26 protein-coding genes and 1 tRNA gene are annotated in these 26,573 nt (G+C 66.4%); 11 read left to right on the top strand and 16 right to left on the bottom strand.

The genetic code is table 11. From position 1 onward, the window contains the following. Window positions 1-130 precede the first annotated feature (130 nt). The gene (gene xseA, locus QRN11_RS13185) at window positions 131-1,489 is read left to right on the top strand and encodes an exodeoxyribonuclease VII large subunit (RefSeq protein WP_285251346.1); all 1,359 of its coding nucleotides are present in this window, start codon (window positions 131-133) and stop codon (window positions 1,487-1,489) included. Further along, complete coding sequence (locus QRN11_RS13180; RefSeq protein WP_091415297.1) at window positions 1,482-1,700, top strand: exodeoxyribonuclease VII small subunit; 219 nt, start codon at window positions 1,482-1,484, stop codon at window positions 1,698-1,700. The genes xseA and QRN11_RS13180 overlap by 8 nt, the downstream gene beginning before the upstream one ends. Window positions 1,701-1,767: 67 nt before the next feature. On the opposite strand, the gene QRN11_RS13175 is transcribed toward QRN11_RS13180, so the two are convergent. The 6 genes from QRN11_RS13175 to QRN11_RS13150 form a co-directional block, all read right to left on the bottom strand. Beyond that, complete coding sequence (locus tag QRN11_RS13175; protein WP_285251345.1) at window positions 1,768-2,622, bottom strand: polyphosphate kinase 2 family protein; 855 nt, start codon at window positions 2,620-2,622, stop codon at window positions 1,768-1,770. Window positions 2,623-2,675: 53 nt separating this feature from the next. Continuing rightward, complete coding sequence (locus tag QRN11_RS13170; protein WP_285251344.1) at window positions 2,676-3,896, bottom strand: pyridoxal phosphate-dependent aminotransferase; 1,221 nt, start codon at window positions 3,894-3,896, stop codon at window positions 2,676-2,678. Between the two features lie 179 nt (window positions 3,897-4,075). Further along, window positions 4,076-5,038, bottom strand: coding sequence for an ABC transporter substrate-binding protein (locus QRN11_RS13165; protein WP_285251343.1), 963 nt, complete (start codon window positions 5,036-5,038; stop codon window positions 4,076-4,078). Continuing rightward, the gene (locus QRN11_RS13160; RefSeq protein ID WP_285251342.1) at window positions 5,035-5,781 is read right to left on the bottom strand and encodes an ABC transporter permease; all 747 of its coding nucleotides are present in this window, start codon (window positions 5,779-5,781) and stop codon (window positions 5,035-5,037) included. Before QRN11_RS13160 ends, QRN11_RS13165 begins: the two co-directional genes overlap by 4 nt. Continuing rightward, window positions 5,778-6,500: an ABC transporter permease gene (locus tag QRN11_RS13155; RefSeq protein ID WP_285251341.1), complete on the bottom strand. Its 723-nt coding sequence runs from the start codon at window positions 6,498-6,500 to the stop codon at window positions 5,778-5,780. The genes QRN11_RS13160 and QRN11_RS13155 overlap by 4 nt, the downstream gene beginning before the upstream one ends. Next, window positions 6,500-7,597 (bottom strand): ABC transporter ATP-binding protein, encoded by a 1,098-nt coding sequence (locus tag QRN11_RS13150; protein WP_285251340.1) that lies wholly within the window; start codon window positions 7,595-7,597, stop codon window positions 6,500-6,502. The genes QRN11_RS13155 and QRN11_RS13150 overlap by 1 nt, the downstream gene beginning before the upstream one ends. A gap of 249 nt (window positions 7,598-7,846) precedes the next feature. On the opposite strand from QRN11_RS13150, the gene QRN11_RS13145 reads away from it, so the two are divergent. Then, a complete protein-coding gene (locus tag QRN11_RS13145; protein WP_285251339.1) occupies window positions 7,847-8,860 on the top strand; it encodes a pirin family protein in 1,014 nt (337 codons plus the stop codon). Between the two features lie 6 nt (window positions 8,861-8,866). Here QRN11_RS13145 and QRN11_RS13140 read toward each other — a convergent pair whose 3' ends face one another. Both QRN11_RS13140 and QRN11_RS13135 read right to left on the bottom strand, forming a co-directional pair. Continuing rightward, window positions 8,867-9,814: an N-acetylglucosamine kinase gene (locus QRN11_RS13140; RefSeq protein ID WP_285251338.1), complete on the bottom strand. Its 948-nt coding sequence runs from the start codon at window positions 9,812-9,814 to the stop codon at window positions 8,867-8,869. A gap of 9 nt (window positions 9,815-9,823) precedes the next feature. Continuing rightward, the gene (locus QRN11_RS13135; RefSeq protein ID WP_285251337.1) at window positions 9,824-10,831 is read right to left on the bottom strand and encodes a LysR substrate-binding domain-containing protein; all 1,008 of its coding nucleotides are present in this window, start codon (window positions 10,829-10,831) and stop codon (window positions 9,824-9,826) included. A 110-nt stretch (window positions 10,832-10,941) separates the two neighbouring features. Here QRN11_RS13135 and QRN11_RS13130 point away from each other — a divergent pair, with 110 nt between their 5' ends. Together QRN11_RS13130 and QRN11_RS13125 are read left to right on the top strand one after the other, a co-directional pair. Next, window positions 10,942-12,183 (top strand): MFS transporter, encoded by a 1,242-nt coding sequence (locus tag QRN11_RS13130; RefSeq protein ID WP_285251336.1) that lies wholly within the window; start codon window positions 10,942-10,944, stop codon window positions 12,181-12,183. 67 nt (window positions 12,184-12,250) lie between these two features. Beyond that, a complete protein-coding gene (locus QRN11_RS13125) occupies window positions 12,251-12,754 on the top strand; it encodes an Lrp/AsnC family transcriptional regulator (protein WP_091415270.1) in 504 nt (167 codons plus the stop codon). A 27-nt stretch (window positions 12,755-12,781) separates the two neighbouring features. Here the strand turns inward: QRN11_RS13125 and QRN11_RS13120 are convergent, their stop codons facing one another. Further along, window positions 12,782-14,032 carry an MFS transporter gene (locus QRN11_RS13120; protein WP_285251335.1) on the bottom strand — a complete coding sequence of 417 codons (1,251 nt, stop codon included), beginning with the start codon at window positions 14,030-14,032 and terminating at the stop codon, window positions 12,782-12,784. Window positions 14,033-14,181: 149 nt separating this feature from the next. Here QRN11_RS13120 and QRN11_RS13115 point away from each other — a divergent pair, with 149 nt between their 5' ends. Then, window positions 14,182-14,733, top strand: a complete 552-nt coding sequence (locus QRN11_RS13115; RefSeq protein WP_091415263.1) for an Lrp/AsnC family transcriptional regulator — start codon at window positions 14,182-14,184, stop codon at window positions 14,731-14,733. A 10-nt stretch (window positions 14,734-14,743) separates the two neighbouring features. Further along, entirely contained in the window at window positions 14,744-15,739 is a 996-nt protein-coding gene (gene corA / locus QRN11_RS13110; RefSeq protein WP_091415260.1) for a magnesium/cobalt transporter CorA, read from the top strand. 82 nt (window positions 15,740-15,821) lie between these two features. Here the strand turns inward: corA and QRN11_RS13105 are convergent, their stop codons facing one another. Both QRN11_RS13105 and QRN11_RS13100 read right to left on the bottom strand, forming a co-directional pair. Further along, a complete protein-coding gene (locus QRN11_RS13105) occupies window positions 15,822-15,992 on the bottom strand; it encodes a hypothetical protein (protein WP_285251334.1) in 171 nt (56 codons plus the stop codon). Between the two features lie 100 nt (window positions 15,993-16,092). Next, window positions 16,093-16,632: a hypothetical protein gene (locus QRN11_RS13100; protein WP_285251333.1), complete on the bottom strand. Its 540-nt coding sequence runs from the start codon at window positions 16,630-16,632 to the stop codon at window positions 16,093-16,095. A 464-nt stretch (window positions 16,633-17,096) separates the two neighbouring features. Between QRN11_RS13100 and QRN11_RS13095 the strand changes: the two genes are divergently transcribed. After that, complete coding sequence (locus QRN11_RS13095) at window positions 17,097-17,495, top strand: nuclear transport factor 2 family protein (RefSeq protein ID WP_285251332.1); 399 nt, start codon at window positions 17,097-17,099, stop codon at window positions 17,493-17,495. A 38-nt stretch (window positions 17,496-17,533) separates the two neighbouring features. Here the strand turns inward: QRN11_RS13095 and QRN11_RS13090 are convergent. From QRN11_RS13090 to galU, 4 genes are all read right to left on the bottom strand, one after another. Further along, window positions 17,534-17,606, bottom strand: a tRNA-Ala gene (locus QRN11_RS13090). A 119-nt stretch (window positions 17,607-17,725) separates the two neighbouring features. Continuing rightward, window positions 17,726-18,643, bottom strand: a complete 918-nt coding sequence (locus QRN11_RS13085) for a hypothetical protein (RefSeq protein ID WP_285251331.1) — start codon at window positions 18,641-18,643, stop codon at window positions 17,726-17,728. 81 nt (window positions 18,644-18,724) lie between these two features. Continuing rightward, window positions 18,725-19,345 carry a GNAT family N-acetyltransferase gene (locus QRN11_RS13080; protein ID WP_142061447.1) on the bottom strand — a complete coding sequence of 207 codons (621 nt, stop codon included), beginning with the start codon at window positions 19,343-19,345 and terminating at the stop codon, window positions 18,725-18,727. 4 nt (window positions 19,346-19,349) lie between these two features. Continuing rightward, entirely contained in the window at window positions 19,350-20,255 is a 906-nt protein-coding gene (galU, locus tag QRN11_RS13075; RefSeq protein WP_091415252.1) for a UTP--glucose-1-phosphate uridylyltransferase GalU, read from the bottom strand. Window positions 20,256-20,360: 105 nt separating this feature from the next. On the opposite strand from galU, the gene QRN11_RS13070 reads away from it, so the two are divergent. From QRN11_RS13070 to cpaB, 3 genes are all read left to right on the top strand, one after another. After that, the gene (locus QRN11_RS13070) at window positions 20,361-20,981 is read left to right on the top strand and encodes a 5-formyltetrahydrofolate cyclo-ligase (protein WP_285251330.1); all 621 of its coding nucleotides are present in this window, start codon (window positions 20,361-20,363) and stop codon (window positions 20,979-20,981) included. A gap of 123 nt (window positions 20,982-21,104) precedes the next feature. After that, complete coding sequence (locus tag QRN11_RS13065) at window positions 21,105-21,368, top strand: FmdB family zinc ribbon protein (RefSeq protein WP_285251329.1); 264 nt, start codon at window positions 21,105-21,107, stop codon at window positions 21,366-21,368. 100 nt (window positions 21,369-21,468) lie between these two features. Next, the gene (gene cpaB / locus QRN11_RS13060) at window positions 21,469-22,194 is read left to right on the top strand and encodes a Flp pilus assembly protein CpaB (protein ID WP_285251328.1); all 726 of its coding nucleotides are present in this window, start codon (window positions 21,469-21,471) and stop codon (window positions 22,192-22,194) included. 116 nt (window positions 22,195-22,310) lie between these two features. Here the strand turns inward: cpaB and QRN11_RS13055 are convergent, their stop codons facing one another. After that, window positions 22,311-26,540 (bottom strand): DUF4011 domain-containing protein, encoded by a 4,230-nt coding sequence (locus QRN11_RS13055; protein WP_285251327.1) that lies wholly within the window; start codon window positions 26,538-26,540, stop codon window positions 22,311-22,313. Window positions 26,541-26,573: the final 33 nt, after the last annotated feature.

The raw sequence follows: 26,573 nt of genomic DNA, 5'->3' as shown, positions 1-26,573 counted from the left end.
ATCCTAGGCGGGCCTGGTGGCCGGACACTGTCAGTCCCGGATGGTAGAGCTTATGGATAAGGTTGAATGACCGCCGCACAACAGACGAAGGACCCCATGCCCTCAGCTCCAGCCCCGCAAGGGGGCCCGCATGTCTGAACAGGCCTCGCTTCCCGTGCCCGGTCCGCAAGTGTCCGGTCCCACCACCCTTCCGGCCACCGCAGCGGAAACCAGCCCGGACAACCCCTGGCCCCTCCAGTTGCTGTCGCAGAAACTGAAAGCGCACATCGACCGCACGCCGTCAGCCTGGGTGGAAGGGCAGGTTATTGAACTGAACCGGCGCGGCACCAACGCTTACCTCACCCTGCGCGATGTCGATGCCGAAGTTTCCCTCCCCGCTTCCGTCTGGACCAAGGTGCTGGAGCGCCAGAACCTGCCCCTGGAACGCGGGTCCCGGGTGGTGGCCCTGCTGAAGCCTGAATTCTGGCTGAAGACCGGCCGGCTCAACATGCTGGTCCGCGACATCCGGCCGGTGGGCCTGGGTGATCTCCTGGCCCGGATCGAGCGGCTCCGCCAGGCGCTCTCCGCCGAAGGTCTTTTCGCCGACTCCCGCAAGAAGCCGCTCCCCCTGCTGCCGCACCGAATCGGTTTGATCACCGGCAGGGACTCGGACGCGAAGAAGGACATCCTCCGGAACGCCGCCCTGCGCTGGCCCGCCGTGGAATTCGAGATCCGGGAGGTGGCCGTCCAAGGCAACACCGCGGTGGCCCAGGTGATCCGTGCCCTCCGTGACCTGGACGGCCGCCCTGAGGTGGACGTTATTGTCATCGCCCGTGGCGGAGGCGCACTTGAAGACCTCCTGCCGTTCAACAGCGAGGAACTGGTCCGCGCCGTGGCTGCTGCCGCCACTCCAGTCGTGAGCGCCATCGGCCATGAAGCGGACCGGCCGCTGCTCGACGACGTCGCCGACCTTCGCGCGTCCACCCCCACGGACGCGGCCAAGCGGATCGTCCCGGAGGTTTCGGAAGAGCTGGCCGGGGTGCGCCAGGCCAGGGAACAGCTGCGCCGGTGCATGGAGCGCCTGGTGGACCGGGAAGCCGACCGCCTGGCGTCGCTGCACTCTCGGCCGGTGCTGGCAGCTCCCGAACGACTGGTAACGGATCGTTCCGAAGAGATCGAACGGCTGCTCCGCAGGTCCTCCGCCGCGGTGAGTTCCACCGTGGTCCGTGCCGCGGACCAGCTGGAACACCTCAAAGCCCAGGTGCGCGCCCTCTCGCCGCAGAAAACACTCGACCGGGGGTACGCCGTCGTCGAACTCGCCAACCCGCAGGCGGCCGGCCGCAGCAATGCAGGGCACGCCGTGGTGCGCCGGCCGGCAGAGGCGCCGGCGGGAACACAGCTGTCCGTGCGTGTGGCGGAAGGCCGCTTCGGCGCGGCGTCCACGGGGACGCTTGAGTCCGTGGGAACACTTCACCAGCCCCGACCCGAAACCGGAGAACCGAATGACTGAGCCCACGCCAGGAAACGACGTCGCAGCGCTGAGCTACGAGGAAGCCCGTGAGCAGCTCATCGCTGTGGTGGGCAGGCTGGAAGCGGGAGGTGCAAGCCTGGAGGAATCCCTTGCACTCTGGGAGCGGGGCGAGGCGCTGGCCGCGCGCTGCGAGGAATGGCTGGAAGGTGCACGGAAGCGGCTGGCCGCCGCCCGCGACCAACCAATGTAGCTCCAGCCAATGTAGCGCCAGCCAATGTAGCGCCAGCGGACGGAAGGCCAGCCAGCCGGTCCAAACGTCAGGACTGAAGGATCAGCTCCCGCTCGGCGTCGACGTCGAACTCTGCCTTGGGCCACTCAAGGTTCAAGCCGGACAGCGCTCCCAGCAGAAGTTGCTGAACGGCGATGCGCGCGTACCACTTCTTGTTGGCGGGGACCACATGCCACGGTGCGTCCGCGGTGCTCGTCGCGTCGATGGCGGCCTGGTAGGCATCCATGTAGTCCTGCCAGAGGGCCCGTTCGTCGAGGTCGCCGCGGTTGTATTTCCAGTGTTTGGCGGGGTTGTCCAGCCTGGCCAGCAGCCTTGCCTTCTGCTCGTCCCCGCTGATGTGCAGCATCACCTTGACCACCTTGGTGCCGGATTCCGTCAGCCGTGCCTCGAACTCGTTGATGGCCACGTACCTGCGCTTGATCTCATCCGGAGTGGCCCAGTCATGAACGCGGTGAATCAGGACGTCTTCATAATGGGAACGGTCAAAAACGCCCACCATGCCGGCGGCAGGCACTTCCTTTTCGATGCGCCACAGGAAGTCGTAGGACTTTTCCTGGTCCGTGGGCGCCTTGAACGCCTTGAACTGCACCCCCTGCGGGTCCATGGCCGCCATGACGTGGTTGACGATTCCGCCCTTGCCCGCAGTATCCATGGCCTGCAGGATCAGCAGGATGCGCTTGCGGCCGCCGAAACGGGACTCTGCGAAGAGCTTTTCCTGCAGCTCGGTCAGCTCATCGTCCAGGTCAGCCAGGAGCGCCTTGCCGTCCTGTTTGCCGCCGCTGTAGCCGGGGGTGGAGTCGGGATCCACGCCGGCGAGCGAAAACCCCTCCCCTGCCCGAAGGGTCTCGGAGGGGTGCTGATCGAACTGGACGACGCCGGCCATGGGGAATCCTTTCCGCGAAGGTTCACGGGTCCGAAGCGCCCGTGAACCACAGGCTAGTTCCCCTGATACCTGCTTAGGAAGTCCCCCATCCGCCCCACGGCCTCTTCAATGTCCTTGACGTTGGGCAGGGTGACCATGCGGAAGTGGTCCGGGCGCACCCAGTTGAAGGCCCGGCCGTGAGAGACGAGGATCTTCTGCTCCCGAAGGAGGTCGAGGACAAACTTCTCGTCGTCCCTGATGTGGTAGACCTCCGGGTCCAGCCGCGGGAAGAGGTACAGCGCGCCCCTCGCCTGCTGGGTGCTGACGCCTGGGATGGCGTTGAGCATGTCGTAGGCTTTGTTGCGCTGCTCCAGCAACCGCCCGCCCGGCAGGATCAGGTCGTTGATGCTCTGGTAGCCGCCCAGCGCCGTCTGGATGGCGTGCTGGGCCGGGACATTGGCGCACAACCGCATGTTTGCCAGGAGGCTGATGCCCTCGAGGTAGTCGGCCGCGTCCTTCTTGGGTCCGGAAATGGCCATCCAGCCCGCCCGGTAGCCGCACACGCGGTACGCCTTGGACAGGCCGCTGAAGGTGAGGCAGAGGACGTGGTCCCCGGTCAGACCGGCCAGGTTCACGTGCACGGCGTCCTCGTAGAGGATCTTTTCGTAGATCTCGTCGGCGAAGATGACCAGGCCGTGCTTCTCGGCCAAAGCCACGATCTTCCGCAGCGTCTCTTCGGGGTAAACCGCGCCGGTGGGGTTGTTCGGGTTGATCACCACAATCCCCTTGGTGCGCGGGGTGATCTTGGCTTCCAAGTCCTCAAGGTCAGGCTGCCAGCCGGATTCCTCGTCGCAGAGGTAATGCACGGGTTTGCCGCTGGCGAGCGCCACTGATGCCGTCCACAGCGGGTAGTCCGGCGTGGGGATGAGGACTTCGTCGCCGTCGTCGAGCAAGGCCATCAGGGACATGGTGATGAGTTCGCTCACCCCGTTGCCCAGGTAGATGTCATCGACGTGGATGTTCTGGATGCCGCGGGTCTGGTAGTACTGGGAGACGGCGGTGCGCGCTGAGAAGATGCCCCGGGAATCGCTGTAGCCCTGGGCATGCGGGAGGTGGCGGATCATGTCCACCAGGATGGCGTCGGGCGCCTCGAAGCCGAAGGGTGCGGGATTGCCGATGTTCAGCTTGAGGATTCTGTGGCCCTCCGCCTCCATCTGCTGGGCGGCCTGGAGAATCGGTCCACGGATGTCGTAAAGGACGTTGTGAAGCTTCGTGGACTGCTTGAATTCTGCCATTCCTCAAATATGCCACAGCAGGGATGTACTTCCAGTGAGACCTCAGCCACACACGCCGCAGAGCCGCACCCGGCGGCACCTCGTTGGACCAGCCAACCTCAAAAGGAAGTACGACGGCGCCTGCCGGACTCGCGAAGTCCGTCAGCCGCCGTCGTACGGGCAAAAGCAGGCGTTGATTCCTACTTGACGATGCCCTTGTCCTTGAGCCAGGCTTCAGCCGCTTCCTTGGCCCCCTGTTTCTGGCTGCCGCTGACGGCCCGGTTGAGGTTGATCAGGTCATCGGTGGTGAGGATCCTGGACACCGAGTTGATCGCGTCCTTCGCCTTGTCCGTCATCTTGGCTTTGTTGTACAGCGGGACGACCTGCTGGGCGATGAAGTTGTTCTCCGGGTCCTCCAGGACCACAAGGTCGTTGTCGGCGATGGAAGGTGTGGTGGTGTAGATGTCGGCCACCTGTACCTGGTCCTCCAACAGGGCCTTCAGCGTCACCGGACCGCCGCCGTCACTGAAAGGCTCGAGCTTCTTGGGCTCGCAGTTGTAGTTCTTCTTCAGCCCGGGCAGGCCGTAAGCGCGCTCCGCGAACGTGGCAGGGGCGCCCACCACAATCTCGCTGCAGACCTTCGCCAGGTCCTCGATGGACTTCAGCTGGTACTTCTCTGCGGTCGCCTTGGTGACCACCATGGCGTCCTTGTCTTCGGCCTTGGCTGCGTCAAGGACGGCCAGGCCGTCGGGCAGCTTGCCCGGCAGGGCCTTGGCGATCTCGTCCGCAGATACTTCAGTGGCTTCCTTGTCCACGTGCAGCAGCAGGTTGCCGGTGTAGTCCGGAACCACGTCCACCGAACCGTCCTGGACGGCCTTGAAGTAGACCTCCCGGGACCCGATGTTCGGCTTGGTGGTGGCCGTGACACCGCCGGCGTTCAATGCCCCGGCGTACAGTTCAGCGATGATCTGGCTTTCGGGGAAGTCGGCGGAACCGATCACCAGCGAGGTGGCACCCCCGGACGCGGCACCGGTGCTGGCCGGGGCATTCTTGAGTGGATCGGAAGATCCGCCGCAGGCGGAGAGCACCACGGCCAGTCCAACTCCGGCGGCCAGCCCGCCGAATGTGCGCCTGCCAAGGCCTTGTGGTCGGCTTTCTTTCATGATTTACCTCCTTGTGCCACAGCCTCCGCCAGGACGGGGTCTGTGCGATCGACCGCGGCCTGGTGGCCGAGGTGGGACTGCTGTGAGGGCCCTGGTGTCAGGAACACTCTCTGGAACAGGGACAGGACAAGGTCCACGGCGATGGCTAGGACGGCGATGAGCAGTGAGCCTCCCAGCATCCGCGGGAAGTCGCTGAGGACCAGTCCGTCGAACAGGTAGCGGCCCAGGCCACCCAGGTTGATGTACGCCACCACGGAAACGGTGGCGATAACCTGCAGCACGCCGGTCCGGAACCCACCGAACATCACCGTCAGCGCGTTGGGCAGTTCAGCCCGGAACAGCACCTGCAGTTCGGTCATCCCCATGGCACGGGCAGCATCCACCACGTTGCGGTCCACGCTGGAAATCCCGGCGTAGGTGCCGGCCAGGAGCGGCGGTACGGTGAGGATCACCAGCGCCCAGATGGGCGGCATCAGCCCAATTCCGGCCAGCAGCACAAACAGTGTCAGCAGGCCGAGCGTGGGCAGGGCACGCAGGGCGCCGGCGATGGCGACGACGGCCACCCTGCCCCTGCCGGTATGGCCCACATACAGGCCCACCGGAAGGGCGATGGCCGAGGCGATGAGCATCACGAGTCCCGTGTACTGCAGGTGTTCGGCCAGCCGTGCGGGAATGCCGGCGCTGCCGGTCCAGTGCAGGGGGTCCGCCAGCCAGGCGAAGGTATCCGTGAAGACGTTGCTCACGCGTTCCCCCCTCCGGTCTTTGGCTCGGCCAACAGCCAGGCTGCATCAGTTGCGTCCGGCGCCAGCGGCTGCCGGCGGCCCAGCTTCCCGGCCCGCTCCCACGGGGTGAGGATCCGTTCGAGCAGGACCAGGATGGCGTCCATGAGCAGCGCCAGGACCAGGATGGCAATAATGCCCACCACAACTTCGGTGACAAAGTCCCGCTGCAGGCCGTCAGTGAAGAGCATGCCCAGGTTGCCCACGCCCAGCAGTGCCGCCACGCTGACCAGGGAGATGTTGCTGACCGACACCACCCGGAGCCCGGCGAACATGACGGGGAGGGACAGCGGCAGGTCCACCTGCAGGAACCTGGCCAGGGGTTTATAGCCCATGGCGACGGCGGCCTGGCTGACGTCCTCATCCACGGAATCGAAGGCGTCCAGGGCTGCGCGGACAAGAAGCGCCACAGCGTAAATGGTCAGGGCCACCACCACATTGAGGGGATCAAGGATCCGGGTGCCAAGGATGGTGGGCAGGATGATAAAAAGGGCCAGCGAAGGAATGGTGTAGAGCAGCGAGGAGGCCGTGAGCACCACTGAGCGGAGCACCTGGTGGCGGCGCGCCAGCTGCGCCAGGGGAATGGAAATCGCCAGCCCCAGGACCATGGGCACGAGGGCGAGCACCATATGCTGGCCGGCCCGTTCCAGGACCATGCCGCTGTTTGCCAGGAACCAGTCCATCAGAGCGCTGCCTGCCGGACCTGGCGCGCCTCTTCGATGAGGGCCAGGACTTCACCGCCCCTGACGACGCCGAGCACCCTGCCTTCGGGATCCACGGCAACGCCCAGGCCCGACGGCGAGGACAGTGCCGCATCCAGTGCGCGGCGCAGGCTCTCGCCCGGCTTGAAAAGCGACCCGCCGGGAATGATTCCCGTTCCGGATCCCGGGCCGGTCCACCCCAGCGGACGCCCAGCCTCATCCACCACCAGCTGCCAGCCCCGGCCCGGCTCGGATTCAAATGCGCCAGCGGGCGAGCGGACCACCGTGGGCACCTGGTGCACCGCCACGCCGTCAGACGCAGTGAATCCAAGGTGCCGGAAGCCGCGGTCCCGTCCCACGAAGGAGGCCACGAAATCGTTCGCCGGAGCCCGCAGGATCTCCTCGGCCGTGGCGTATTGCGCCAGCTTTCCGCCGGTGGCAAAGACGGCCACCATGTCGCCCAGGACGGTGGCCTCATCGATGTCGTGAGTGACAAAAACGATGGTTTTGGCCAGGTCCTTTTGCAGCCGGAGGAGTTCCTGCTGCAGTTCGTCGCGGACCACCGGGTCCACCGCGCTGAAGGGTTCATCCATCAGCAGGACCGGCGGATCGGCGGCCAGGGCGCGGGCCACGCCCACGCGCTGCTGCTGGCCGCCTGAAAGCTGCGAGGGGTAGCGCTTGCCCAGGGCGCTGGCCAGCCCAACGACGTCGAGCAGTTCTTCAGCGCGCTTGCGTGCCTCCGACTTGGAGACACCGTTGAGCCTGGGCACCGTGGCGATGTTGTCCAGCACCGATCGGTGCGGCAGGAGTCCGGAGGACTGCATCACGTATCCCATGGAGCGGCGCAGTTCGGGCGCCGGAACGGAGGTGACGTCCTTGCCGTCCACGGTGATAACACCCGAGGTGGGTTCGACCATGCGGTTGATCATGCGCAGCGAGGTGGTTTTCCCGCAGCCGGAGGGCCCCACAAACACGGTGATGGAACCCGGGCTGATGGACATAGTGAGCTGGTCCACGGCCGGCTGCCCGCCCTGGTACTGCTTGGTGACGCTCTGAAACTCGATCATGGCCTGGTCCATGGCGCGGGCTTACCTGTTCTGTTGGACGGCTTCGAAAAGCAACGCAAATTTGTCACAGCACGCTGATAGTTACGGTAGCCCAAACCGGACCGGGCAACACCTGCATCACACCCCATTTCCGGCAAAGGAATCCCTACTGTAACCATTCGGGGCCGCAGCACCGGCGGATGGGCCGCCACCGTGGACGGCGCCGCTTCCGGCTGGGGGCCAGGCGTACCGCAGGATGGCCGCCCGGCTTAGAGTGGGGACGTGACCAATTTGGAAGTATCCCCCCAGCAGGAAGTCTGCCCGCCGGCGAGCCCGGAAGGGAGTTCCGGCCCGTGCCTGCAACTATGGCCGGAGCGTGAAGTGCCGCTGGGCGGCGTGCGGGCCATGAACGTGCAGCGGACGCTTCCCCAGCGCGGCCTGCCCACCATCGGGGCGTGGTGTTTCCTGGACAGTTTCGGCCCTGACCGCACCGCCATGTCAGTGCTTCCGCACCCGCACATAGGGCTGCAGACAGTGACGTGGCCGCTCGCCGGCACCATCCGGCACCGGGACAGCGTGGGCAGCGACGTGGTGGTCCGTCCGGGCGAGCTGAACATCATGACAGCCGGCCATGGGGTGTCGCATTCGGAATTCGCCGTGCTTCCGTCCGACGGCGTGTTGCCGGTGCAGCGCGGACTCCAGCTGTGGGTGGCCCTTCCTGATGGGCAGCGGCACCGGCAGCCGGCGTTTGAGCAGCACCGGGACCTTCCTGTCCTGGCCGGTGAGGGTTTTACCGCCACTGTGATGGTGGGGGAACTGGGCGGGGTGGTCTCTCCTGCCACCATGTATTCGCCCATTGTCGGAGCTGAGGTTTCCTGCGCGGGCAGCAGTGTGCTTCCGCTGAATGAGCATTTTGAGCATGGCATCCTGGTGCTCGACGGCGCCTTGGCGGTGGACGGACAGGACATCCCGCCGGGACCGCTGGGCTATCTGGGCATCGGACGCCGGGAGCTCAGGATTGAGGCGGCACCGGGCACGCGTTTCCTCCTGATCGGCGGCGAGCCCTTACAGGAGGAGCTGCTCATGTGGTGGAACTTTGTGGGCCGCACGCACGAGGAAGTGGAGCAGGCCCGGGATGAGTGGGAAGCCCAGGCCGCCATGTCAAACGGCAAGGCAGCGGCAGCACGCTACGGGCTGGTCCCGGGACACGGCCCCGATGCCGGCGCCGAGGCAGGCCGGATCCCGGCTCCGCCGCTGCCCGCCGTCCGGCTCACTCCGCGCAAACGCGCGGTGTAGAGTCCGTCAGGCCATTTCCGCCAGCAGCTGCGGCACGCCGAACACCGGATCCTGGTCCAGGACCCGGACATCGGTCACGCCGGCCTCGGCAAGGTGCCGCCGGAAGGCCTCCTGCAGGGGCACCACGTTCATCCCCAGTCCGCTGCCCAGGATCACCGGGCCCTGGATGCCCAGCTGCTGCAGCACCTGCAGCGCCAGGGCGGCGAGGTCCTTACCCGCCTGGTCCAGCATCTCCTGGCTTGCGGCGTGGCCGGCGGCCGCGGCTTCAACTACGGACCGGGCCTGCTGCGCCCAGAACCGCCGGCCGGTGTCCGGGGAGTGGAACAGCGCAATCAGCTTGTTGGGGTGGTCCACACCGCAGGACTGAAGCAGGGCGGCCGTGAGCTGGTCCACCGGAAGGCCCTGGTTCATCCGCCGCAGGCTGTGCCGCACCGCCTCGCGCCCCAGCCAGTAACCGCTGCCCTCATCCCCCAGAAGGTAACCCCAGCCGCCTGCCCTGGCCTCGCCGCCGTCGGCATTCCGGCCCCACGCCGCCGAGCCCGTCCCGGCAATCACGGCCACTCCGGTGCTGGCGTGGCCGGCGGCGAGCAGCAGCCGCGAATCGTGCACCACCGTAATCTGTGCTCCCGGTACGTGCGGTTCAATGAGCGCTGCGAGGGCCGCGGCATCTTCCTCGGTATCAATACCGCCTGACCCGGCGTACACATGGGAGACATCGCCGCTGCCGATCCGCGCGAACAGACTGGCAAGGTTGTTCGCCGCTTCATCACGGGTGACGTTCTGCACGTTCGAACTGCCGGCGGACTCGTCCATTACCGGGACGCCGTCCTCGAACCGGACACCCCGGGTCTTTGTCCCGCCGATGTCCAGGCCGATCACCACACCACCTGGCGCATTAGGTGGAGGAGATGACGGTTGGGCAGGCAGGGCGTTGGGGTTTTCGGTGTTGGTCACGTCACAAGATTACTGGCCGCCGCCGCGTGGTCCGGCGCCAGGCATGCGGGAGCGCCGTTTGACCAGCCCGGCCAGGAGCCCGGGCCCGTCGGTGATGACCATTTCGCGGAACAACCGGGCTGCCAGCGGTTCCATGTCCCGGTTGCGCTGCCGCCAGCTCAGGCCCACGTCGCGGAAGGCCAGGGCGGAGTCGAGGGGCACTTCAACCCAGCCCAGGTTGCCTGTCTCTGCGCTCATGTTCCTTCCGGGGGCATCCCCGCCCGGCGGCAGGATGCTGACGCCGAGACCGGCGGAAACGAGGCCCCGGACGGTGTGGGTGTCCTGGCTTTCGAAGGCTATCCGCGGCCTGAATCCGGCTTCCCGGAACAAGGCATCAGTCAGTGAGCGCATTCCGTAGCCGGGGCCGAGCGCCACGAACGGGTCGGAACGGATGTCGTTGACGGAGGCGATGGTGCGCGCGGCGAGCGCGTGGGTGTGATGGACCACCAGGCGCAGGGGCTCGCGGTACAGCAGCGCTGACAACAGGTTGCGGCCTTCGGCGGCCACGGGCGCGGTCAGTGCGAGGTCGGATTCACCGGCAGCGAGCTCGGCCAGGCAGGTATCCCGCGCTCCCTGGGTCAGCGTGAAGACGGCGCCCGGGTGGCGGCTGCGGAAGGTGCTGATGAGGAGCGGAAGGGTGGACTCGCCGAAGGTGTGCTGGAAGGACAGCGAGATCCGGCCGCGGACAACGTCAGATTCGTTGCGGACCAAGTCCAGGCCGGCCTGGACCTCCGCCAGCGCCCGCTCAATGTAGGGCAAGAGGGAGCGGGCAGCGGGAGTGAGCCGCACTCCCCTGCCGTCCTTCACGAGGAGTTCCGTTCCGACGACGGCGCTGGCCCGGGACAGTGCCCGGCTCACCGTTGACTGGGGCACTCCGAGGAGTTCGGCCGTTTCCGTGACGTGCTGAGTCCGGCCCAGCTCCGCCAGCAACGGCAGGAGCGGAAGAAGCTGCACCAACTGCTTATGGTCGGGCTCCAAGGGGCCTCCTGGCTCTCTGCCCTCGCAGGGCTCATCGTTCCGGAATTGCTATGAGTATTGCATAAAAGATGCATTGGAAGGGTCAGTCCGGCCAGGGCTACGCTTGCCGGATGCAGCGCAGTGTCTCCCATCCCGGCTCCCAGGCTCCCGATCCGGGCTGGAACGGGCATGCGAAGGGTTCACGGGCGTATGGGCGGATCATCCTCGGCCTCGCCTTCGCCGGGGTGGCAACGTTCGCCCAGCTGTATTCCACCCAGGCTGTCCTGCCGATCCTGGCCTCGGACCTGAAGGTCACCGCCGCCGAGGCAGCACTGACCATTTCGCTGGCCACCGTCGGGCTGGCGGTCACGGTGATCCCCTGGTCCTTCCTGGCGGACCGGATCGGCAGGGTCAAGGCCATGGCCTGGGGTATCACGGTGGCCACCGCCCTGGGCCTGCTGGTTCCCCTGGCCACCAGTTTTCCCCTCCTCCTGGGCCTGCGGCTCCTCGAAGGCATGGCCCTGGGCGGCATCCCGGCCATCGCCATTGCCTACCTCAACGAAGAGGTGACCAAGGCGCACGCCGCACTCGCCGCGGGAAGCTACGTTGCCGGCACCACGCTCGGAGGTCTCGCCGGGCGCCTGGTGGCCGGCCCTGCCGGTGAACTGTGGGGGTGGCGCGCCGCGGCCCTGGCAGTGTCCGTCCTCGCAACGCTCGCGGCGCTCGCCTTCCTGGTGCTTGTTCCGCCGGCCCGGGGGTTTACCGCCGCCCAGGCTGCAGGATTCCGCGGCGCTGCCCGCACCCTCGGCCGGCACGTTCGAAACATGCGCCTGCTCGCGCTTTACATCCAGGCCTTCCTGATGATGGGCGGGTTTGTGGCGGTGTACAACTACCTCGGGTTCCGGCTGACCGGCGCCCCCTTCGGGCTGCCCGCCACCGTGGTCAGCCTCATGTTCCTGGCCTATCTCTCCGGGACCTTCACGTCGCGCTGGGCAGCAGGCCTGACCCAGCGGTTCGGACGCCGCACCGTTCTACTCACCGGGCTTGGCCTTTCGACGGCGGGCCTCGCCTTGACCCTGGCCCCGGCACTGGTACTGATCCTCGCCGGGCTGGTGGTATTCACCGGCGGCTTTTTTGCCGCCCACAGCATCGGTGCCGGCTGGACCGGCGCCATTGCCAGCACCGGCCGCGCGCAGGCGGCATCGCTTTACAACCTTGCGTACTACCTCGGGTCCAGCATCATCGGCTGGGCCGGAGGCCTGCTCTTCCAGTCCTATGGCTGGAACGCCCTGGCAACCGCCGTAATGGTCCTTGCCTGCCTCACCGCGGTGACTGTCGCCGTCGTCCATCCCAGGGAAGCAGTACCTCGCTAAGGCGCCGCCGCCTGAACGCCGCCGCCGGGCGTCTAGGATAAACGCAGGAACACTGTGAGGAGCCGCCGTGAGCACGAATGCCAGGAATGTCAGGCCGGGAGTGCACCTGGAGCCCCTGGATGCCATTGACGAGCGCCTGCTGGCGGCCCTGGTGGCGGACGCAAGGATCTCCAACAAACAGCTCGCGGAACTGGTGGGCATAGCGCCTTCTACTGCACTGATGCGGACCCGGGCCCTTTCGGAGCGGGGCATCGTGCAGGGCTATGAGGCGAAGCTCAACCTCTCCTCCATCGGCCGATCGGTGCAGGCGCTGGTTGCCGTCCGGCTCCGGGCACATGACCGCGACCAGATCGACCGCTTCACGGCGCGTGTCCCGCAACTGCCGGCCGTGCTGTCCACGTTCCACACGTCAGGTTCGGTGGATTACCTGCTGCACATCGCTGTGGCCACTACCGAGGACCTGCGGGACTGGGTGCTGGACAACCTGGCCACCGACCCCGTGGTGGGGCACACGGAAACCACGCTGGTGTTCGAACATATCCAGGGCAACCACGGGCCGCTGCCGGAATAGCCTTGTCAGGGCCGGCCCGAAGCCGCGCTACCGTCGCGCCGTCTCGCTCCGCACAGCCTGGCGCAGCGTGAGGGCCGCCATGATGAAGGCCGCCAAACCGCAGAGCACCACAAAGCCCGCAACGGACTGCTCCAGGCCGAAGAGGCCCGAGGACCAGCCAAGCCCCAGTACCGGTACGGCACTGCCCAGGTAGGTGATGACGTACAGCGAACTGATGGTCTGGGCCTGCCGTGCCGGCTCCACACGGCCGGCCACATCATTGAAGACGGTGCGGAAAGCGAGTCCTTGTCCTACGCCGGCGGCAAGGCTGGCCGCCACCAGCAGTGCCGCATTGTTCCAGGCCCCTGCGGCGCCGAGCAGCAGGGCAGAACCTCCCAGGACCGCCAGCCCGCCGGGCACCACAAAGCGTCCGCGAACGCTGACCAGCTGCGTCAGCGCCGATGCGGCCAGCGTGAGGCAGGCCAGGACACCGATCACCGGGCGGCTGTCCACGGCCAGGCTCCGGGCGAAGTAGCCCGGAGCCAGCGAGAGGCAGAACCCGAAGACAGCGAAGCTGAGGAAGCCGACGCCGGAGGCAAGCCAGAAGGCGCCCCGCGCCTCCCGCGTGACGGACGGACGCCGCGGCGCCAGCAGCTGCAGCGGCCTCGGTCCTGCGGGAGGTGCGATGGCGGGGCGGGCCCGAAGCAGGTAGAGCGGGACCAGGAGCACGGCGAGGACTGCGGAGTGGATGTAGTAGGGGGTCGAGGTGGCCCCGGGAAGCAGCGACAGCAGCCCGCCGATGACCGGGCCCGCGGCCACTCCCCCGGCTGATGCCAGGAGGGTGAAGCGGGACGCCCACTCCGGCCGGCTGGGAAGCAGTTCACGCAGGGCTGCGGCGCTGGCGCCAGTGGCCAGGGCCACGGCGGTGCCCTGGAGAGCGCGCGCGGCGCACAGGGCAGCGAGGGTGTGTGCTTCGGCGAACAGCCAGCCGCCGGCTAGGCCGGCAAGAACAGCCAGGATGAGGGCGGCCCTGCGGCCGATGTGGTCCGACCAGTGACCGGCCAGCATGAGCACGGCCACCAGCGCCAGGACGTAGGTTGTGAATGCTGCCGAAACATCGAGCGGGGAAAGCTCCAGCTGCACCTGCAGCAGCGGATACAGCGGAGTGGCCAGGTTGGCGCCCACCAGGAGCGTAAAAATGACGGTGCCGGCCAGCACCAGGCGCGCCGTGGTGGACGCGTTCCAGCCTGCTGTGGTGGCCGGTGCCGGACGCATCCGGAGCTCGCTGAAGACCGTCATAGTGCCGCCTTTGCTGCTGCCGCGGCAGGTGGTCCTTGTGGGAGCCCGGCGCGGGTGGATAGTGGTAGCTCCAGAGTGGGGCAGGATTGCTCTATTAGGCGGCCACGGCTGCAAGAATTGAGCACGATCATCAAAATAACTGCGCTGGCATGACGGAGAGTGATCATTTGAACAACCTGGACTCCACCGACCTGAAGATCCTCCTGGAGCTCATCAGGGATCCCAGGATCCAGATCGCGGAACTCAGCGATTCCCTTGGTGTTGCCCGGAACACGGCCCAGTCGCGCGTCCGGCGGCTGCTCCGGGCAGGGGTGCTCCGGTCCGGCGGCCGGGAAGTGGACCTGGATGCGGTGGGCTACGACGTTGTTGCCTTTGTGACCATCGAAGTGTCCCACCGGGAGCTGGACGGGGTAGTGGGTGCCCTGCGGATGATTCCGCAAGTCCTTGAAGTGCACGAAATTTCGGGACGGGGCGATGTGTGGTGCCGTGTGGTGGCCACCGATACCCATAACCTTCAAGCTGCCCTGCGGCAGGTGCTCAGGATCAAAGGCGTCATCCGGACCGAAACTGTCCTGGCGCTGCACACCCATATCCCCTACCGGACCGAACCGTTGATCAGCGGCCTGGCCAAAGCGTCGGCTGCCGGCCAACACGCCCAGGCCAAGTCACCGCGGACAGGCGGTGAAGGGGCGGACGGCTAGGATTTTGGGAATGACGATCATTGACAACGCCGTGTACGTCAACGGCATCCGCCACGCTGAGCCTGAGAACTTGGAACAGACCTTCGAGACGCTGGCGGAGCATGGCGGAATGGCCTGGATCGGCCTGTACCGGCCCACCGCTGAAGAAATGGCGGCGGTGGCTGCGGAGTTCGGGTTGCACGCGCTTGCCGTTGAGGATGCCATCTCGGCGCACCAGCGTCCAAAGCTTGAGCGGTACGAGGACAATCTGTTTACCGTGCTTCGGCCAGCCCGGTATCTGGACGCCACCGAAACGGTGGAGTTCGGCGAGTTGCATGTCTTCACGGGGAAGAACTTCGTCGTCACGGTCCGGCACGCGGAGACCGGAGGTGTGGCGCGGGTGCGGCAGCGGCTGGAAGGCCGGCCGGACCTGCTGCGGCATGGCCCCGAGGCCGTACTGTACGCACTGCTGGACCGGGTGGTGGATGACTATGGCCCGGTGGTCGCCGGGCTGGAGAACGACATTGACGAAATCGAGGACCAGCTTTTCAGCGGGGACACTGCGGTGTCGCGGCGCATCTATGAACTCGCGCGGGAGGTTATCCAGTTCCAGCGCGCCATCCACCCGCTGCCCGACATGATGCACCAGCTCAAGCGCGGCTTCGAAAAATACGATGTGGAGAGCGACCTGCGGCACAGCCTGCGCGACGTGGAGGACCATGTGGAGCGGGTCATCTCCCGGGCGGACTCCTTCCGGGACCTGCTGCAGAACGCCCTGACCCTGGACGGCACGCTCACGGCCAACCGGCAGAACGAGGCAAGCGCCGAACAGAATGAACAGGTGAAGAAGATTTCGTCCTGGGCCGCGATCTTCTTCGCACCGTCATTTGTGGCCGGCGTCTACGGCATGAACTTCGACCACATGCCCGAACTGCACTGGACCCTGGGCTATCCGATGGCCATCGTTTTGATGGCGGCAACAGCAACCGTCATGTACGCCATCTTCAAGAAGAAAGGCTGGCTTTAGGGACCGCCGTTGAGCAGCCGGAAGGGGCGTAGTTTGCTGCCGGCTGACGGGTTCAGACTGGCATCCTTCCGGCTGCGTCCAGTCACGCCACCACCACCCACTCATCGGTGAAGTCGGAGAAAGGCGGTCCGTCCGGGCAGTCAACAGATGTCGCAATCACCGAGTCCGACTCCAGCTCGAACCTGACGCAGGCGGCGACGGACATGGCCAGGATCAGCAGCCCACCCAGGCCCACAATGCCGCCACGTCGCACTTTTCCCCCAAAAGATCGGCTGCACAAAGCCTACCGGCGTTCCACTGCAACTCCCGGTCCAGGTGTTGCTGGAACTCGCAGGGATCCCGGGGACGGACCTTTATGGCCTGAACCTGAAGGATCCGATCACTGCTTCCGCCCCGGCTTCCCCAAGATAGTCGGTGAGGCTGTGCTGCTCGCTCACAGCGGTCACCTCCACCGCGACGTTTCCTCCCCTCCAGTCCAGCAGGAAGAGGCGCATTTCGATCGGAGCACCGACCACGTGATGCAGGTATGAAACACCGCCGCCGATGATCACCGGGACCGCATGGATGACTCCGCCAATAGGGCAGGCACTTCTCCACTCGTCACTCACCCGGAAGTCGAGTGCGATCCCGGACAAGCCGCCTACCGACGCCGGAACCTCCCGCAGGATTTCGAGGCCCGGTACTGTGCGGTACCACTCGGTAAGTTCCTTGGAGCTGGTGCCGATCCCTGGCTCTGGATATTCCCTGCAGAGCTCGGGTGCCCGGACATTCTGGTAGACACCTATGTAGCTGCCGCCCCATACGCCACCCTGGAGATCGCCGAGCCGGTTCAGCAGCATGTTTCCTGGCAGGTCCTCTCCGTTGGCCCAGCCTTCCGGGACTGTGTAGGTCAAGGGCGGTTCAAAGGACGTGGTGGAGTAGGTGCCCGGATCGAGGGGGCCCAGGCAGTCACCTCTGTCCCTTTCCGGACAGGTCAGCGACGTCGGTTCAGGTTGGCTGGACGTTGCGGTAAAGGAAGGCGCCGCGTCAGGATCCTCGTAGGTGCAACCCGAGAGGACTCCTGCCAGAAGGCCCACCACGAGTAATGCCACAGGTCGCGGACGGCGAAAGCGCCACGGCCGGCGCGAAGCGGCTCGTCGCAGCCCCCGGGCACTGAATTTCCTGACGACCATGATGGCCTCTTGTCATCGAATTAGGGAAAGAGCCGCATTGGAGCATCAAGATACGCCCGGCACAGGCTGGAGGGAAGGGTCGCCGGTCGGGAAAGCCCATCATTCATCCAGGACAGCCTGGGCAGGCCACAAGCCGGAGCCGCGGGGCCCTCGCGACAGCCGCGGCGCCGGGAGCATACTGAGGCATGAGCGATCGCAGTGATTTCCTGGACTGGGTGAAGACCTCCCTGTACGAGGCGGAGCTGGCTATTCACAACGGCGACGCCGGCCCACGGCGGGCCCTCTGGTCCCGCAAAGAACCCGTGAGTGTCCTGGGCGCCTGGCGCAACGCCACAGGCCAGCAGGAACTGGACGAATTGTTCGCAAGCCTTGCCAAGCAGTTCTCGAACTGCACTTCCTACCGTTTTGAGCTGGTCTCATACGACGTCGCGGGCGACATGGCGTACACGGCGGGCCTGGAACACACCTCCGCTTCCGTGGACGGCGAGCCGCGCAGCTATGTCCTGCGGGCTACCCAGGTTTACCGCCGGGAAGACGATGGCTGGAAGGTCGCCCATCGTCACGGAGACACAGTGACCGACTGAGGGCGCAGGCCAACAGAGATTGGCCTTGGGAGATTTTGTGGAGCTAAGGGGATTCGAACCCCTGACCTCTTCGATGCGAACGAAGCGCTCTACCAACTGAGCTATAACCCCGGGACGAGCCGCCCTGCAGCTGCTGTGCGGCTCCGGTGACCCTAGGCTACAAATTTTCCGCCGCCAATGCCAACTGGCATGCAAAAGGCGGCCGGAATGCCCGGCCGCCTTTCAAAGAGTCAGGCGCGGCGGCGCTGCAGGACGTCGTCGAGATTGCTGAGGGCGCTCTGCGCCTTGGTGAGCTGCTGGGCCTCGGCGGCCGGAGCAGCGGGGACACCGGCGGCGCCCTGCTTGAGGGACGGCTTGCCGGTGGCCTTGGGCGCCTCGGGCAGTTCAAGGGGTTCCGGAGCGGGGCGTTCGGCCTTGGCCGCCTCGACATAAACCGGCTTGGGCACCTCCACCGGATCCCAGGTGGTGCTTGGTGCCGCCTGCGCGGCACTCGTGTCCCCCGCTGCCACTGCGACAGCCAGTGCTGCCTCGCGAAGTTCCATCACTGTCAGCGGCTTGATCGCGGGCCGGTGGGCCTCGGCGTCAAAAAGGGGGCTTTCACTGCGCACCGGCGCGGCTTCGGGCTTCGGCGGGAGCTGGGCGGCCGCGGGCCTCACGGCCGGTGCCGCCATGGCTGAGCGAAAGGCAGCGTTGACCTTGGCTTTCCGGTCACGGACCGCGAGCCTGCGGAGCAGGACCACGGACGCCACGGCCAGGGCCGCGCAGGTCAAGGGAAGCACAGGACTTCCCAGCCCGAATGCCAGCAGGACGGCGGAAACGAAGGCGGTCAGCAGGGAAAGCAGCCCTGCCAGGGCAATTGCCGTGCGGCCGTACCGGATCTTGAAATGGCCCGTTGTTGCCGTGCTGCCTGCTGCCGTAGCGGATCCGGTGCTCTTCCTGGTGTCCATGGCTTTCTCCTGCTGGGCGGCAACCTTCAAAACCAGACCCGCTCGCGGGTCCGGCACGTCCTCGGCAGGAGTGTCTGCCAGGAAGTCGCCGGCGGGCTGGAACTGGTGCCGGCGGTTCCGGAGGACGTAGGGGGCAACCCATACAATCCAGAGCACAACGGCAACCACAAGGATCACGGAGCTGCTAAGGGGGAAGTCCACACTCAAAACCGTATGAGCAATACGGGGGCTGCAGCCGCATTGGCCACGGTGTGTCGTGGCGCGGCTGGCAAATCATTGGATTTATGAAGCCCGGGAACCCAGCCAGCGGTTCAGCAGCCCTTCCGGGACCTCCTCTGAGGTCAGGGCAAACGAGCGGTGGTCGGCCCATTCCCCGTTGATGTGCAGGTAGCGGGGCCGGTATCCCTCGTCCCGGAATCCGAGCTTCTCCACCACCCGGAGGCTGGGCCCGTTCTCCGGACGGATGTTGATCTCCATCCGGTGCAGGCCCAGGTTCCTGAAGCAGTGGTCTGTCACCAGCGCCACGGCGGTGGGCGCTATCCCGTGTCCCGCCCGGGCCCGGTCCACCCAGTAACCGAGGGTGGCCATCATGGCTGAACCCCAGACGATCGACGAGACGGTCAACTGGCCCACGATCACGGGATTCCGGGCTGCCGGGATACGTTCGGTAATCACGAAGGGAAGCGCGGTGGCCTGGGCGGCCTGGGCGTTGAGCGAACGGACCATCTGCCGGTAGTCCGGCAGCCCTCCAGCCGGATCCGGGTTCGAGGCCTCCCACGGCGCCAGCCATTCGCTGTTGCGGGCACGGACTTCTGTCCACTCTTTTTTGTCCCGGTACCTGATGGGCCGCAGGACCAGGTCGCCGCACTCCAGGGTGACGGGCCAGATGGGGCCGGCGCGCATTGTGCTACTTGGAGAGACCGGCGGTGAAGCCCGGCAGCCATTCCCGCAGGCCGGGACCAAGGTCGTCGCTGTCAATGGCCAGCTGGACACAGGCCTTCAGGTAGCTCAGTTTGTCACCGGTGTCGTAGCGGCGTCCCCGGAAGACAACACCGTAGACACCCTGCCCGTCGCCCTCTCCGGACGCGAGTTCCTGCAGGGCATCGGTGAGCTGGATTTCGCCGCCGCGGCCAGGACCGGTACGTTCCAGCACATCAAAAACGGCCGGGTGGAGCACGTAGCGGCCAATGATGGCCAGGTTGGACGGAGCCTCACCGGCGGCAGGCTTTTCAACCAGCCTGTTGATGCGGACATAGCCCTCGCCGTCGATCTCCTCGATGTCCGCGCAGCCGTAGGCGCTGATCTGTGAGGGTTCCACCTCAATGAGGGCCACGACGGAGCCGCCCGTTTTGGCCTGCACGTCGATCATGGTGCTGAGCAGTTCGTCACGGGCGTCAATGAGGTCATCGCCCAGGAGGACAGCGAAGGCTTCATTGCCCACGTGCTGCTTGGCGCGGAGGACAGCATGGCCCAGTCCGTGGGGGTCGCCCTGGCGGACATAGTGGATATCGCCGAGATTGCTCGCGGCCTGTACGGAGGCCAGTTTTTCGGCGTCCCCTTTGCCCTCGAGCGTGGATTCCAGCGATGGAACGCGATCAAAGTGGTCTTCCAGGGCACGCTTGTTCCGTCCGGTGATCATCAGGACATCGTTGAGGCCCACGTGAACGGCTTCTTCAACCACATACTGGATGGCCGGCTTGTCCACGACAGGAAGCATTTCCTTGGGCATGGCCTTGGTGGCAGGCAGGAACCTTGTGCCGAGTCCGGCTGCGGGTATAACGGCTTTGCGAACTCTGGGGTTACTGGTACTCACCCGACTAATCTAACGTCAGCGTCAAGCAATCAATAATTGTTGAAGGGCCGCCGGTTGTGCGGCCGCAGCGAAATCGCCGCAGCGGCGAGTGATGGAGGAATGCACGTGTTGGAGGACGCCAAGGCTGTCAAGAACAGAATCCGCACGGCACACCGCCAACGGCGGGCTACGCTGACCCCGCAGCAGATTGAGGCGGCAGGCGCTGCCCTGGCGCGCCACGGCGCCGCCTGGGCCGACTCATTGACCGGTGGTGCCCGGGCAACGGTCTGCGTCTACTTCGGCGTGGGCGTGGAGCCCCCAACGCTTCCCCTGATCACCGCGCTCTACAACAATGGTCACAGCGTCCTGCTCCCGGTTTGCGAGCCGGGACGGGAACTGGCCTGGGTCTTCTGGGACCCTGCCGCGGGTTTGGAGCAGAGCCGGTTCGCCCCGATCCTTGAGCCCAAGGGTGAGCGGCACGGGCCGGATGTGGCGGGAACGGCTGCCGCGCTCTTTATCCCGGCGACGGCCGTGGACGCTGCCGGCAACAGGATCGGACAAGGCGGCGGCTACTACGACAAGTTCCTGGGCCATCTGGCCACCGCCGGGAAGAATATTCCCCTGGCGGCCGTTGTGTACGACGAGGAACTGCTTCCCGCGGGGCAGATTCCGGAGGAGGAGTTCGACCGTCCGGTCCCGGCCATCCTGTCGCCATCAGGAATCCGGGTTCTTAGCGGCCACGGCTGAATCCAACTCCCCTGGTTCTGCGGGGATGATAGAATTAGCACTCAGGCCCTGCGACTGCTAACGGACGGACCATCCGGCCGGGCAGCACGGGACCTCTCGTTTTGCCCAAGAGGAGGAGCACCAGTGCCAACGTATGCGTACGCCTGCAAGGATTGCGCCCATGCCTTCGACATCGTCCAGTCGTTTTCGGACAGCACTCTGACCTCGTGCCCCGAGTGCCAGGGGACGCTGCGCAAAAAGTTCAACAGCGTAGGTGTCGTTTTCAAAGGATCCGGTTTCTACCGCACCGACTCCCGCGACGCCAAGGGCAGCACGGTCTCTGCCGCCGCTCCGGCCTCTTCAACGCCGGCACCCGCCGCGTCCGCTCCGGCTGCCGCGGCCAGCTAAGGCCAGCTGAACAGCATCGTTCGACGCCGGCCGGCCGGTTTGTCCACATAGGGCGCCTTGCGCCTGTCGCGGGCAGTCCGGCCGGCTTTAGCGTTGGCGCATGCCTGCATATCTTTTCCGTTCCGGCGGGGCCGCTTCCCGCTATCAGCGTGGCACCGGCAGTTCCCGCGGCTCCGGCCGGCGGCCCGCTGCTCTGCGTCTCGGCGGCTGGCTGAGCCGGAACCGCCGGCTGGCCATCGCCCTGCTGTTGTGCGCAGCTGCTGCGATCAGCGTCCATCAACTCACCCCCGCACCCGTTCAAACCGTGACAGGTATCGCTGCCGCGAGGGACCTCCCCGCCGGCTCGGCACTGGCGCCGGCCGACCTGGCGCACGTGCAAGTCCCGCCGGACATGATGGCTGCGGGTTTCCTGAACCAGGACAATGAACTGGCCGGCAAACAGTTGGCAGCTCCGCTCCGCAAAGGCCAGCTGCTGACAGACGCCCAGCTGCTCGGTCCCGGGCTGCTCGCCGGAACACCCCCGGGTTCAGCCGCCGTGCCCCTGCGAATGGCGGACCCGTCCTCCATCCAGCTCGTCTCGCCCGGGCAGCTGGTCAACGTTGTGCTGACGGCTGCCAACGGCTTCGACCAGCAGGCGCCGTCAGAAGTTCTGGCAACGGCAGTACCCGTCCTTTGGACGTCCGGCAAGGGTGGCCAGAGCGGGCAGTGGCTGGGCACGGCCGAAACGGACGGCCTGATTGTTGTGGCGGCAAGTGCCGAGCAGGCGGCGCGGCTGGCCGGCGCCTCAACGCAGGGCAAACTCTTCTTTGTCCTGGTGGGACCGTAACAAAAAGATGCGCCGGCCAAGGGTGTTTCAAACGGTCCCACAAAGGACAGCGGTGGCGCGAAGTACAGCGGTAGTGCGAAAGGAAAGCGGTCTGCGGCGGATGCCTGGCCCGGCTCTCAGCCCCAGTGCGGGGGCTTCTGTTCCTTCAGCCAGGCATCGTGGTCCTCGTCCGCGTCGCCCCAGCGCCGGGGGTCATCTTCGGCAGCCTTCGTGGGCAGGACGCCGCCGCCGGCCTGGTCTTTGCCCTTCCCCCGGCTCCGTACCTGGCCCTGATCCTGGCTTTGGTCCTGGTCCTGGCCTTGATCCTGGTTTTGGTCCTGGCCCTGGACGTCGCCGTCCCCCCGCGCAGCACCGGCCGCCAGGGATGGCTCATGGGAAGGGTGATTGTCCTTGTCTTCGGTGGCCACGTGGACCGCCTCCTTGCTGTCCGGATGCTGTACCTGCAAGCGGCCCCGGTCCCTGCCGGGCACGTTCTGTTCCACGCCGGCGCTGCGCCGGGACCGCTGCTCCCCGGCCTGGATGCCGTTGAGCGCCTGGTCCACGTCATCGTCCAAGAACCCAACCGACGTATCTCCCCTGCCCGGCAGGACCACCCGCTCAAGGCCCAGGTAGCCGGCGATACGGTCTGCACAGGTGGACGGATCGGTGAACACCTCGATGGTCCACAGCGGCATGTACCGCCACCCCAGCCGCTCCAGCAGCTGCGGCCGCAGCCGGCTCCGCTCCCGCACGCTCATGGTCCGGTATTGTTCGGTGCCGTCGGATTCGATCGCCACCGGCCATGGCAGGTCCGCGTCCTCCTGGCCCATGGTGCCCAACGGATCGGCGGCCGCCACCACGTCGATGGCACCGTCGTACTGGTGCCAGACCCGTGCTCCGCGTGCCCGCAGCCTGTCTCCGAGGTCAGCCACTAAAGGATCTGCCCCCAGGGCCTGTTCGCTGGCGGCCGCGCGCGACGCCGGAGTTCCGAGGTCCGTATTGCCTGAAATTTCGCGGTCCAGCAGCGAGTACAGGTCCACCGCACCGTGCGTCAGCCGGGTGTGGTCCAGGTCCTCCGGCCGGAAGCAGGTGAGCACATGCAGGGACCGGCGGGCACGGGTCATCGCCAGCGCGAACTTCTCCCGGCCCCCTTCGGCCGAGAGCGGACCAAAGTTGTGCAGCGCACGCCCGTGCGGGGTGCGGCCGAAGCCGGGAGAAAAGATGACGTGGTCGCGCACCAGGCCCTGGGCGCGTTCCAGGTCCACCACGCGGAAGGACTCAGGACCGGCGCCGAAGAAACTTGCCAGGCCGGGGTGGTTGGGCAGCTGCAGCCGGATGGACTCGCCGATCCTCGCGGCATGGCGGAGGCTGGCGGTGACCACTGCCAGTGACGTGCGGGGACGGGTGCGTGCGTGTTCGAAAACCAGCTGTACCACGCGGTTAACCTCAGCCACCACGGACTCCACGCCCTCATGGTCGGCACTGGGCAGTCCCGTACCGTCCGGCAGGTACTCCACCAGCAGCGCCCGGTCCAGGCCCGTGGCGGACTGGCCTTCGGGCAGCCGGCGGAGACCGCCGTCGTAAAAGTTCTTGCTGAGTTGAAGGACCAGGTCCTCATCCACCGCGCGGTACACAAAGTTGAGCCGCCACACAGGAAGCACCGCGGACAATGCCTTGAAAGCACTCTCCACCCTCTGGTGGGCCGTTTCCCCCGCCGCGAGCCGCTCCACCCCCACGGTGAAGGTCCGCGGGCTGGCGATCATGGCGTCGCCGAAGGCGATGACCTGGCGGGCGCGGGCGATGGACGGAAGGACGGCCTGGAGCGAGGTGGCCTCGGAATCGAGGATCACCACAGCGTCGAAGTGCTGTTCGGCCGGCAGGAGGCCTGTCATCAGGTAGGGGCTGACGGACCAGACCGGTACCAGGGTGCCGATGAGGTCCGGGGCCTGCGCAGTCAGTGCCGGCAGGGACACCCTGCCGTCCTTGAGCAGGCTCTTGAGGAGATCGGCCTGGCGGGGATGGGCGGCAATAGCGGCCCGCCAACGCTCGGCCAGGTCCCAACGAAGCCGTGCCGCCCCGCTGGCGATGTGGGCGTTGTCCGCCAGCCTGTATTCGGCCTCAAGCTGCCGCAGGGCGTCACCGTCGGACATCGCCAGGTAGTCGTCGCCGCTGATCATGGCCTCAAGCGCCGACTGCCACCAGGCCAGTTCAAGTTCTGCCGCCACCGAATGGGCCGGCACCTCGCGCTCGGCAAGGTCAGCCAGGAGCTCGCCGAGCCCGTGCTCGCGCATGTTCTCTACCAGGAGGGTGCGTTCGGGCAGGGTCTTGAGCGTGTCGGTGTCCGCCACCAGCCGCTCGAGCCGCTCCATGAGCTCCGCGTACCGGACGGCGGACAGGTCGCCCCCGGCACTGGTGTGCCGGAGTGCTTCGCCCAACTGGGCCAGCTCGCGGTCCAGGGCACGGTACATGGCACTGATTTCCGCGAGCCCGGAAGGAACGGCGGGGTGGCGCTGGGTGGTGGCGTAGCCTGCCCACAGCGCGCGCTGTTCCTGCACCAGGACAAGCGAGCTGTGCAGGTCGGCGATATGCACGCCCGGCCGGACGTATTCCTTGGCAACCCTGCGCAGGCGCGAACGCTGCATGGCAGTCATTTCGATGCCCCGCTCGCGGCGCCAGGCTGACGGCGCGGTGGCGGAGATCAGGTCCGTGACGGGCCGGTCGAAAATGTCCGGGGTGAACTTGTCCAGGCTTCCGCGCACAGCCATCAGGAGCTCGAGCTGCTCTCCCCATTCGGCAAAGGACTCCCCCAGCCGGATCTCGGCGTGCTCGGCCACTGCGTTCATCCGCTCACGCAGCGCGGGAAGGCTTTTTTCAACGGACCGGACCAGGTCCTGCGCTTCTTCGGTCTCCTTGCGGGTAAGCAGCCGCGCACCGTGCCAGGGGCTGGTGGTGGACGCCTTGCTGAAGCTTCCCAGCTCCGCCGCCCGGCGGAGCCGCTCCGCCAGCTCGTTGCGGTCCCGGATGCTGTCCAGGACACTTCGCTTCAACCGGACCGTGGTGGCCGGTGACGGGTGGATCGAGGTGAGCTCAGCCAGGGACTGCATGGCCTGGTACGGCGAGCAGCCCCACCGCTGGCGCACGTTGTGCAGCGACGCCACATGGTCCATCAAGGCGTGGCGGTGCTCGGTCAGGGTGTTGTGCAGGTTCCCCAGCTGGGGTTCGAGGGATTTCTCGTTCCGGACAATGGCCCGGACCAGCTGTCCCTTCAGCTGCTGTGGAGTAATGTTCCCGGACAGCTGGAAGAGGATGGATTCAAGGCCCAGGGCCTCCAGCTGCCCGGACACCTCGTTGAGGCTGGCCCGCCGGTCGCCCACCACCAGCACGGTCTTCCCGGCATCCACGAGGGCACCGATGGTGTTGATGGCGGTTTGGGTCTGGCCTGTTCCGGGAGGGCTGCTGACCACCAGGGAATCGCCTGCACGGGCGGCGTCGATGACGTACTGCTGGTCGACGTCGGCGTCGAGCAGGAGCATCTCGTCCCGCGGGTGCCTGCTGTCCAGTGGCGGGAACCGTGATGGATCCGGCTCCTCGACGTCCACTACTTCGCCGCCGGCGGCCGTGGCGAGGGCGGAGACGAGGGGGTTGGAGTCGTTGATCCACGGATCGTCCAGGTTGCCGGAAAGGTCCGCGAACGTGGACACCAGCAGGTTGTGCTGGGCCTCGGCCCCGTGGATGGGCCTGATCAGCGTCGCCAGGCGGTCCAGGACGGGCTGCGGATCGAACCGGGCAGTGCTGTAGGCGAGCCGGGTGACGGCGTTGACGTCAAAGACGATGCCGTGGACGTTCTTCAAATGCCGCACCAGGGCGGGATTGATGTGGGCCTGCTCGGTGAGCTGCAGTTCGTAGTCGTCCTCGCCCGGACGGACGGTGAGCGAAATCGCCGTGAGCATCACCGGCGCGGAGATGCGCTGCGGCTTGCCGCCCACGGCGGACGTCCACACCACCGTGCCTGCCGAGAGGTATCCGGCGTCGATGCCGCGGTCGTTGGCGAGCTCAAAGATCTTGGACCGGATGTTCCGGGAGGCGCGGGCTGCCACCACGTACTGCTGGCGGTCCCGGATGAGGGTGGAGAGCCGGGTCCGGCGCCCCGCCATGAGCTGGGCCAGGCCGGACGGGTGTGCATGGGTCAGGTCGATGGACCCTTCGGGCGTCTTGGTGAAGCGCAGCATGGTGTCCGCCCCGGTGACGGGTTTAAGCCCGGACAGCCATTTACGGAGCTCCTCCGAGCCCTCCGGGTGGCCTTGACCAACTGACACTACTGCCTTCTTTTCTGCGCTTGCGCGTGACGCCCTGGACCATACCGGCATAGATTCGAGAGTAGCCGCTCCGGCGCCGGACTG

Origin of the sequence: Pseudarthrobacter sp. fls2-241-R2A-168 (assembly GCF_030209335.1) — a bacterium.
GTDB lineage: Bacteria > Actinomycetota > Actinomycetes > Actinomycetales > Micrococcaceae > Arthrobacter.
Note: the sequence above shows the minus strand (reverse complement) of the source record. Positions and strands in the feature narration are given on the sequence as shown.

What these genes read in the sequence shown, in the direction of transcription:
- QRN11_RS13155 (WP_285251341.1), bottom strand. Translation starts at nt 6,500, where the DNA reads ATGGACTGGTTCCTGGCAAACAGCGGCATGGTCCTGGAACGGGCCGGC.
- QRN11_RS13175 (WP_285251345.1), bottom strand. Translation starts at nt 2,622, where the DNA reads ATGGCCGGCGTCGTCCAGTTCGATCAGCACCCCTCCGAGACCCTTCGG.
- QRN11_RS13130 (WP_285251336.1), top strand. Translation starts at nt 10,942, where the DNA reads ATGCAGCGCAGTGTCTCCCATCCCGGCTCCCAGGCTCCCGATCCGGGC.
- corA (WP_091415260.1), top strand. Translation starts at nt 14,744, where the DNA reads ATGACGATCATTGACAACGCCGTGTACGTCAACGGCATCCGCCACGCT.
- cpaB (WP_285251328.1), top strand. Translation starts at nt 21,469, where the DNA reads ATGCCTGCATATCTTTTCCGTTCCGGCGGGGCCGCTTCCCGCTATCAG.
- xseA (WP_285251346.1), top strand. Translation starts at nt 131, where the DNA reads ATGTCTGAACAGGCCTCGCTTCCCGTGCCCGGTCCGCAAGTGTCCGGT.
- QRN11_RS13115 (WP_091415263.1), top strand. Translation starts at nt 14,182, where the DNA reads ATGACGGAGAGTGATCATTTGAACAACCTGGACTCCACCGACCTGAAG.
- QRN11_RS13150 (WP_285251340.1), bottom strand. Translation starts at nt 7,597, where the DNA reads ATGGACCAGGCCATGATCGAGTTTCAGAGCGTCACCAAGCAGTACCAG.
- QRN11_RS13055 (WP_285251327.1), bottom strand. Translation starts at nt 26,540, where the DNA reads ATGCCGGTATGGTCCAGGGCGTCACGCGCAAGCGCAGAAAAGAAGGCA.
- QRN11_RS13180 (WP_091415297.1), top strand. Translation starts at nt 1,482, where the DNA reads ATGACTGAGCCCACGCCAGGAAACGACGTCGCAGCGCTGAGCTACGAG.
- QRN11_RS13080 (WP_142061447.1), bottom strand. Translation starts at nt 19,345, where the DNA reads ATGCGCGCCGGCCCCATCTGGCCCGTCACCCTGGAGTGCGGCGACCTG.
- QRN11_RS13170 (WP_285251344.1), bottom strand. Translation starts at nt 3,896, where the DNA reads ATGGCAGAATTCAAGCAGTCCACGAAGCTTCACAACGTCCTTTACGAC.
- QRN11_RS13165 (WP_285251343.1), bottom strand. Translation starts at nt 5,038, where the DNA reads ATGAAAGAAAGCCGACCACAAGGCCTTGGCAGGCGCACATTCGGCGGG.
- QRN11_RS13120 (WP_285251335.1), bottom strand. Translation starts at nt 14,032, where the DNA reads ATGACGGTCTTCAGCGAGCTCCGGATGCGTCCGGCACCGGCCACCACA.
- QRN11_RS13095 (WP_285251332.1), top strand. Translation starts at nt 17,097, where the DNA reads ATGAGCGATCGCAGTGATTTCCTGGACTGGGTGAAGACCTCCCTGTAC.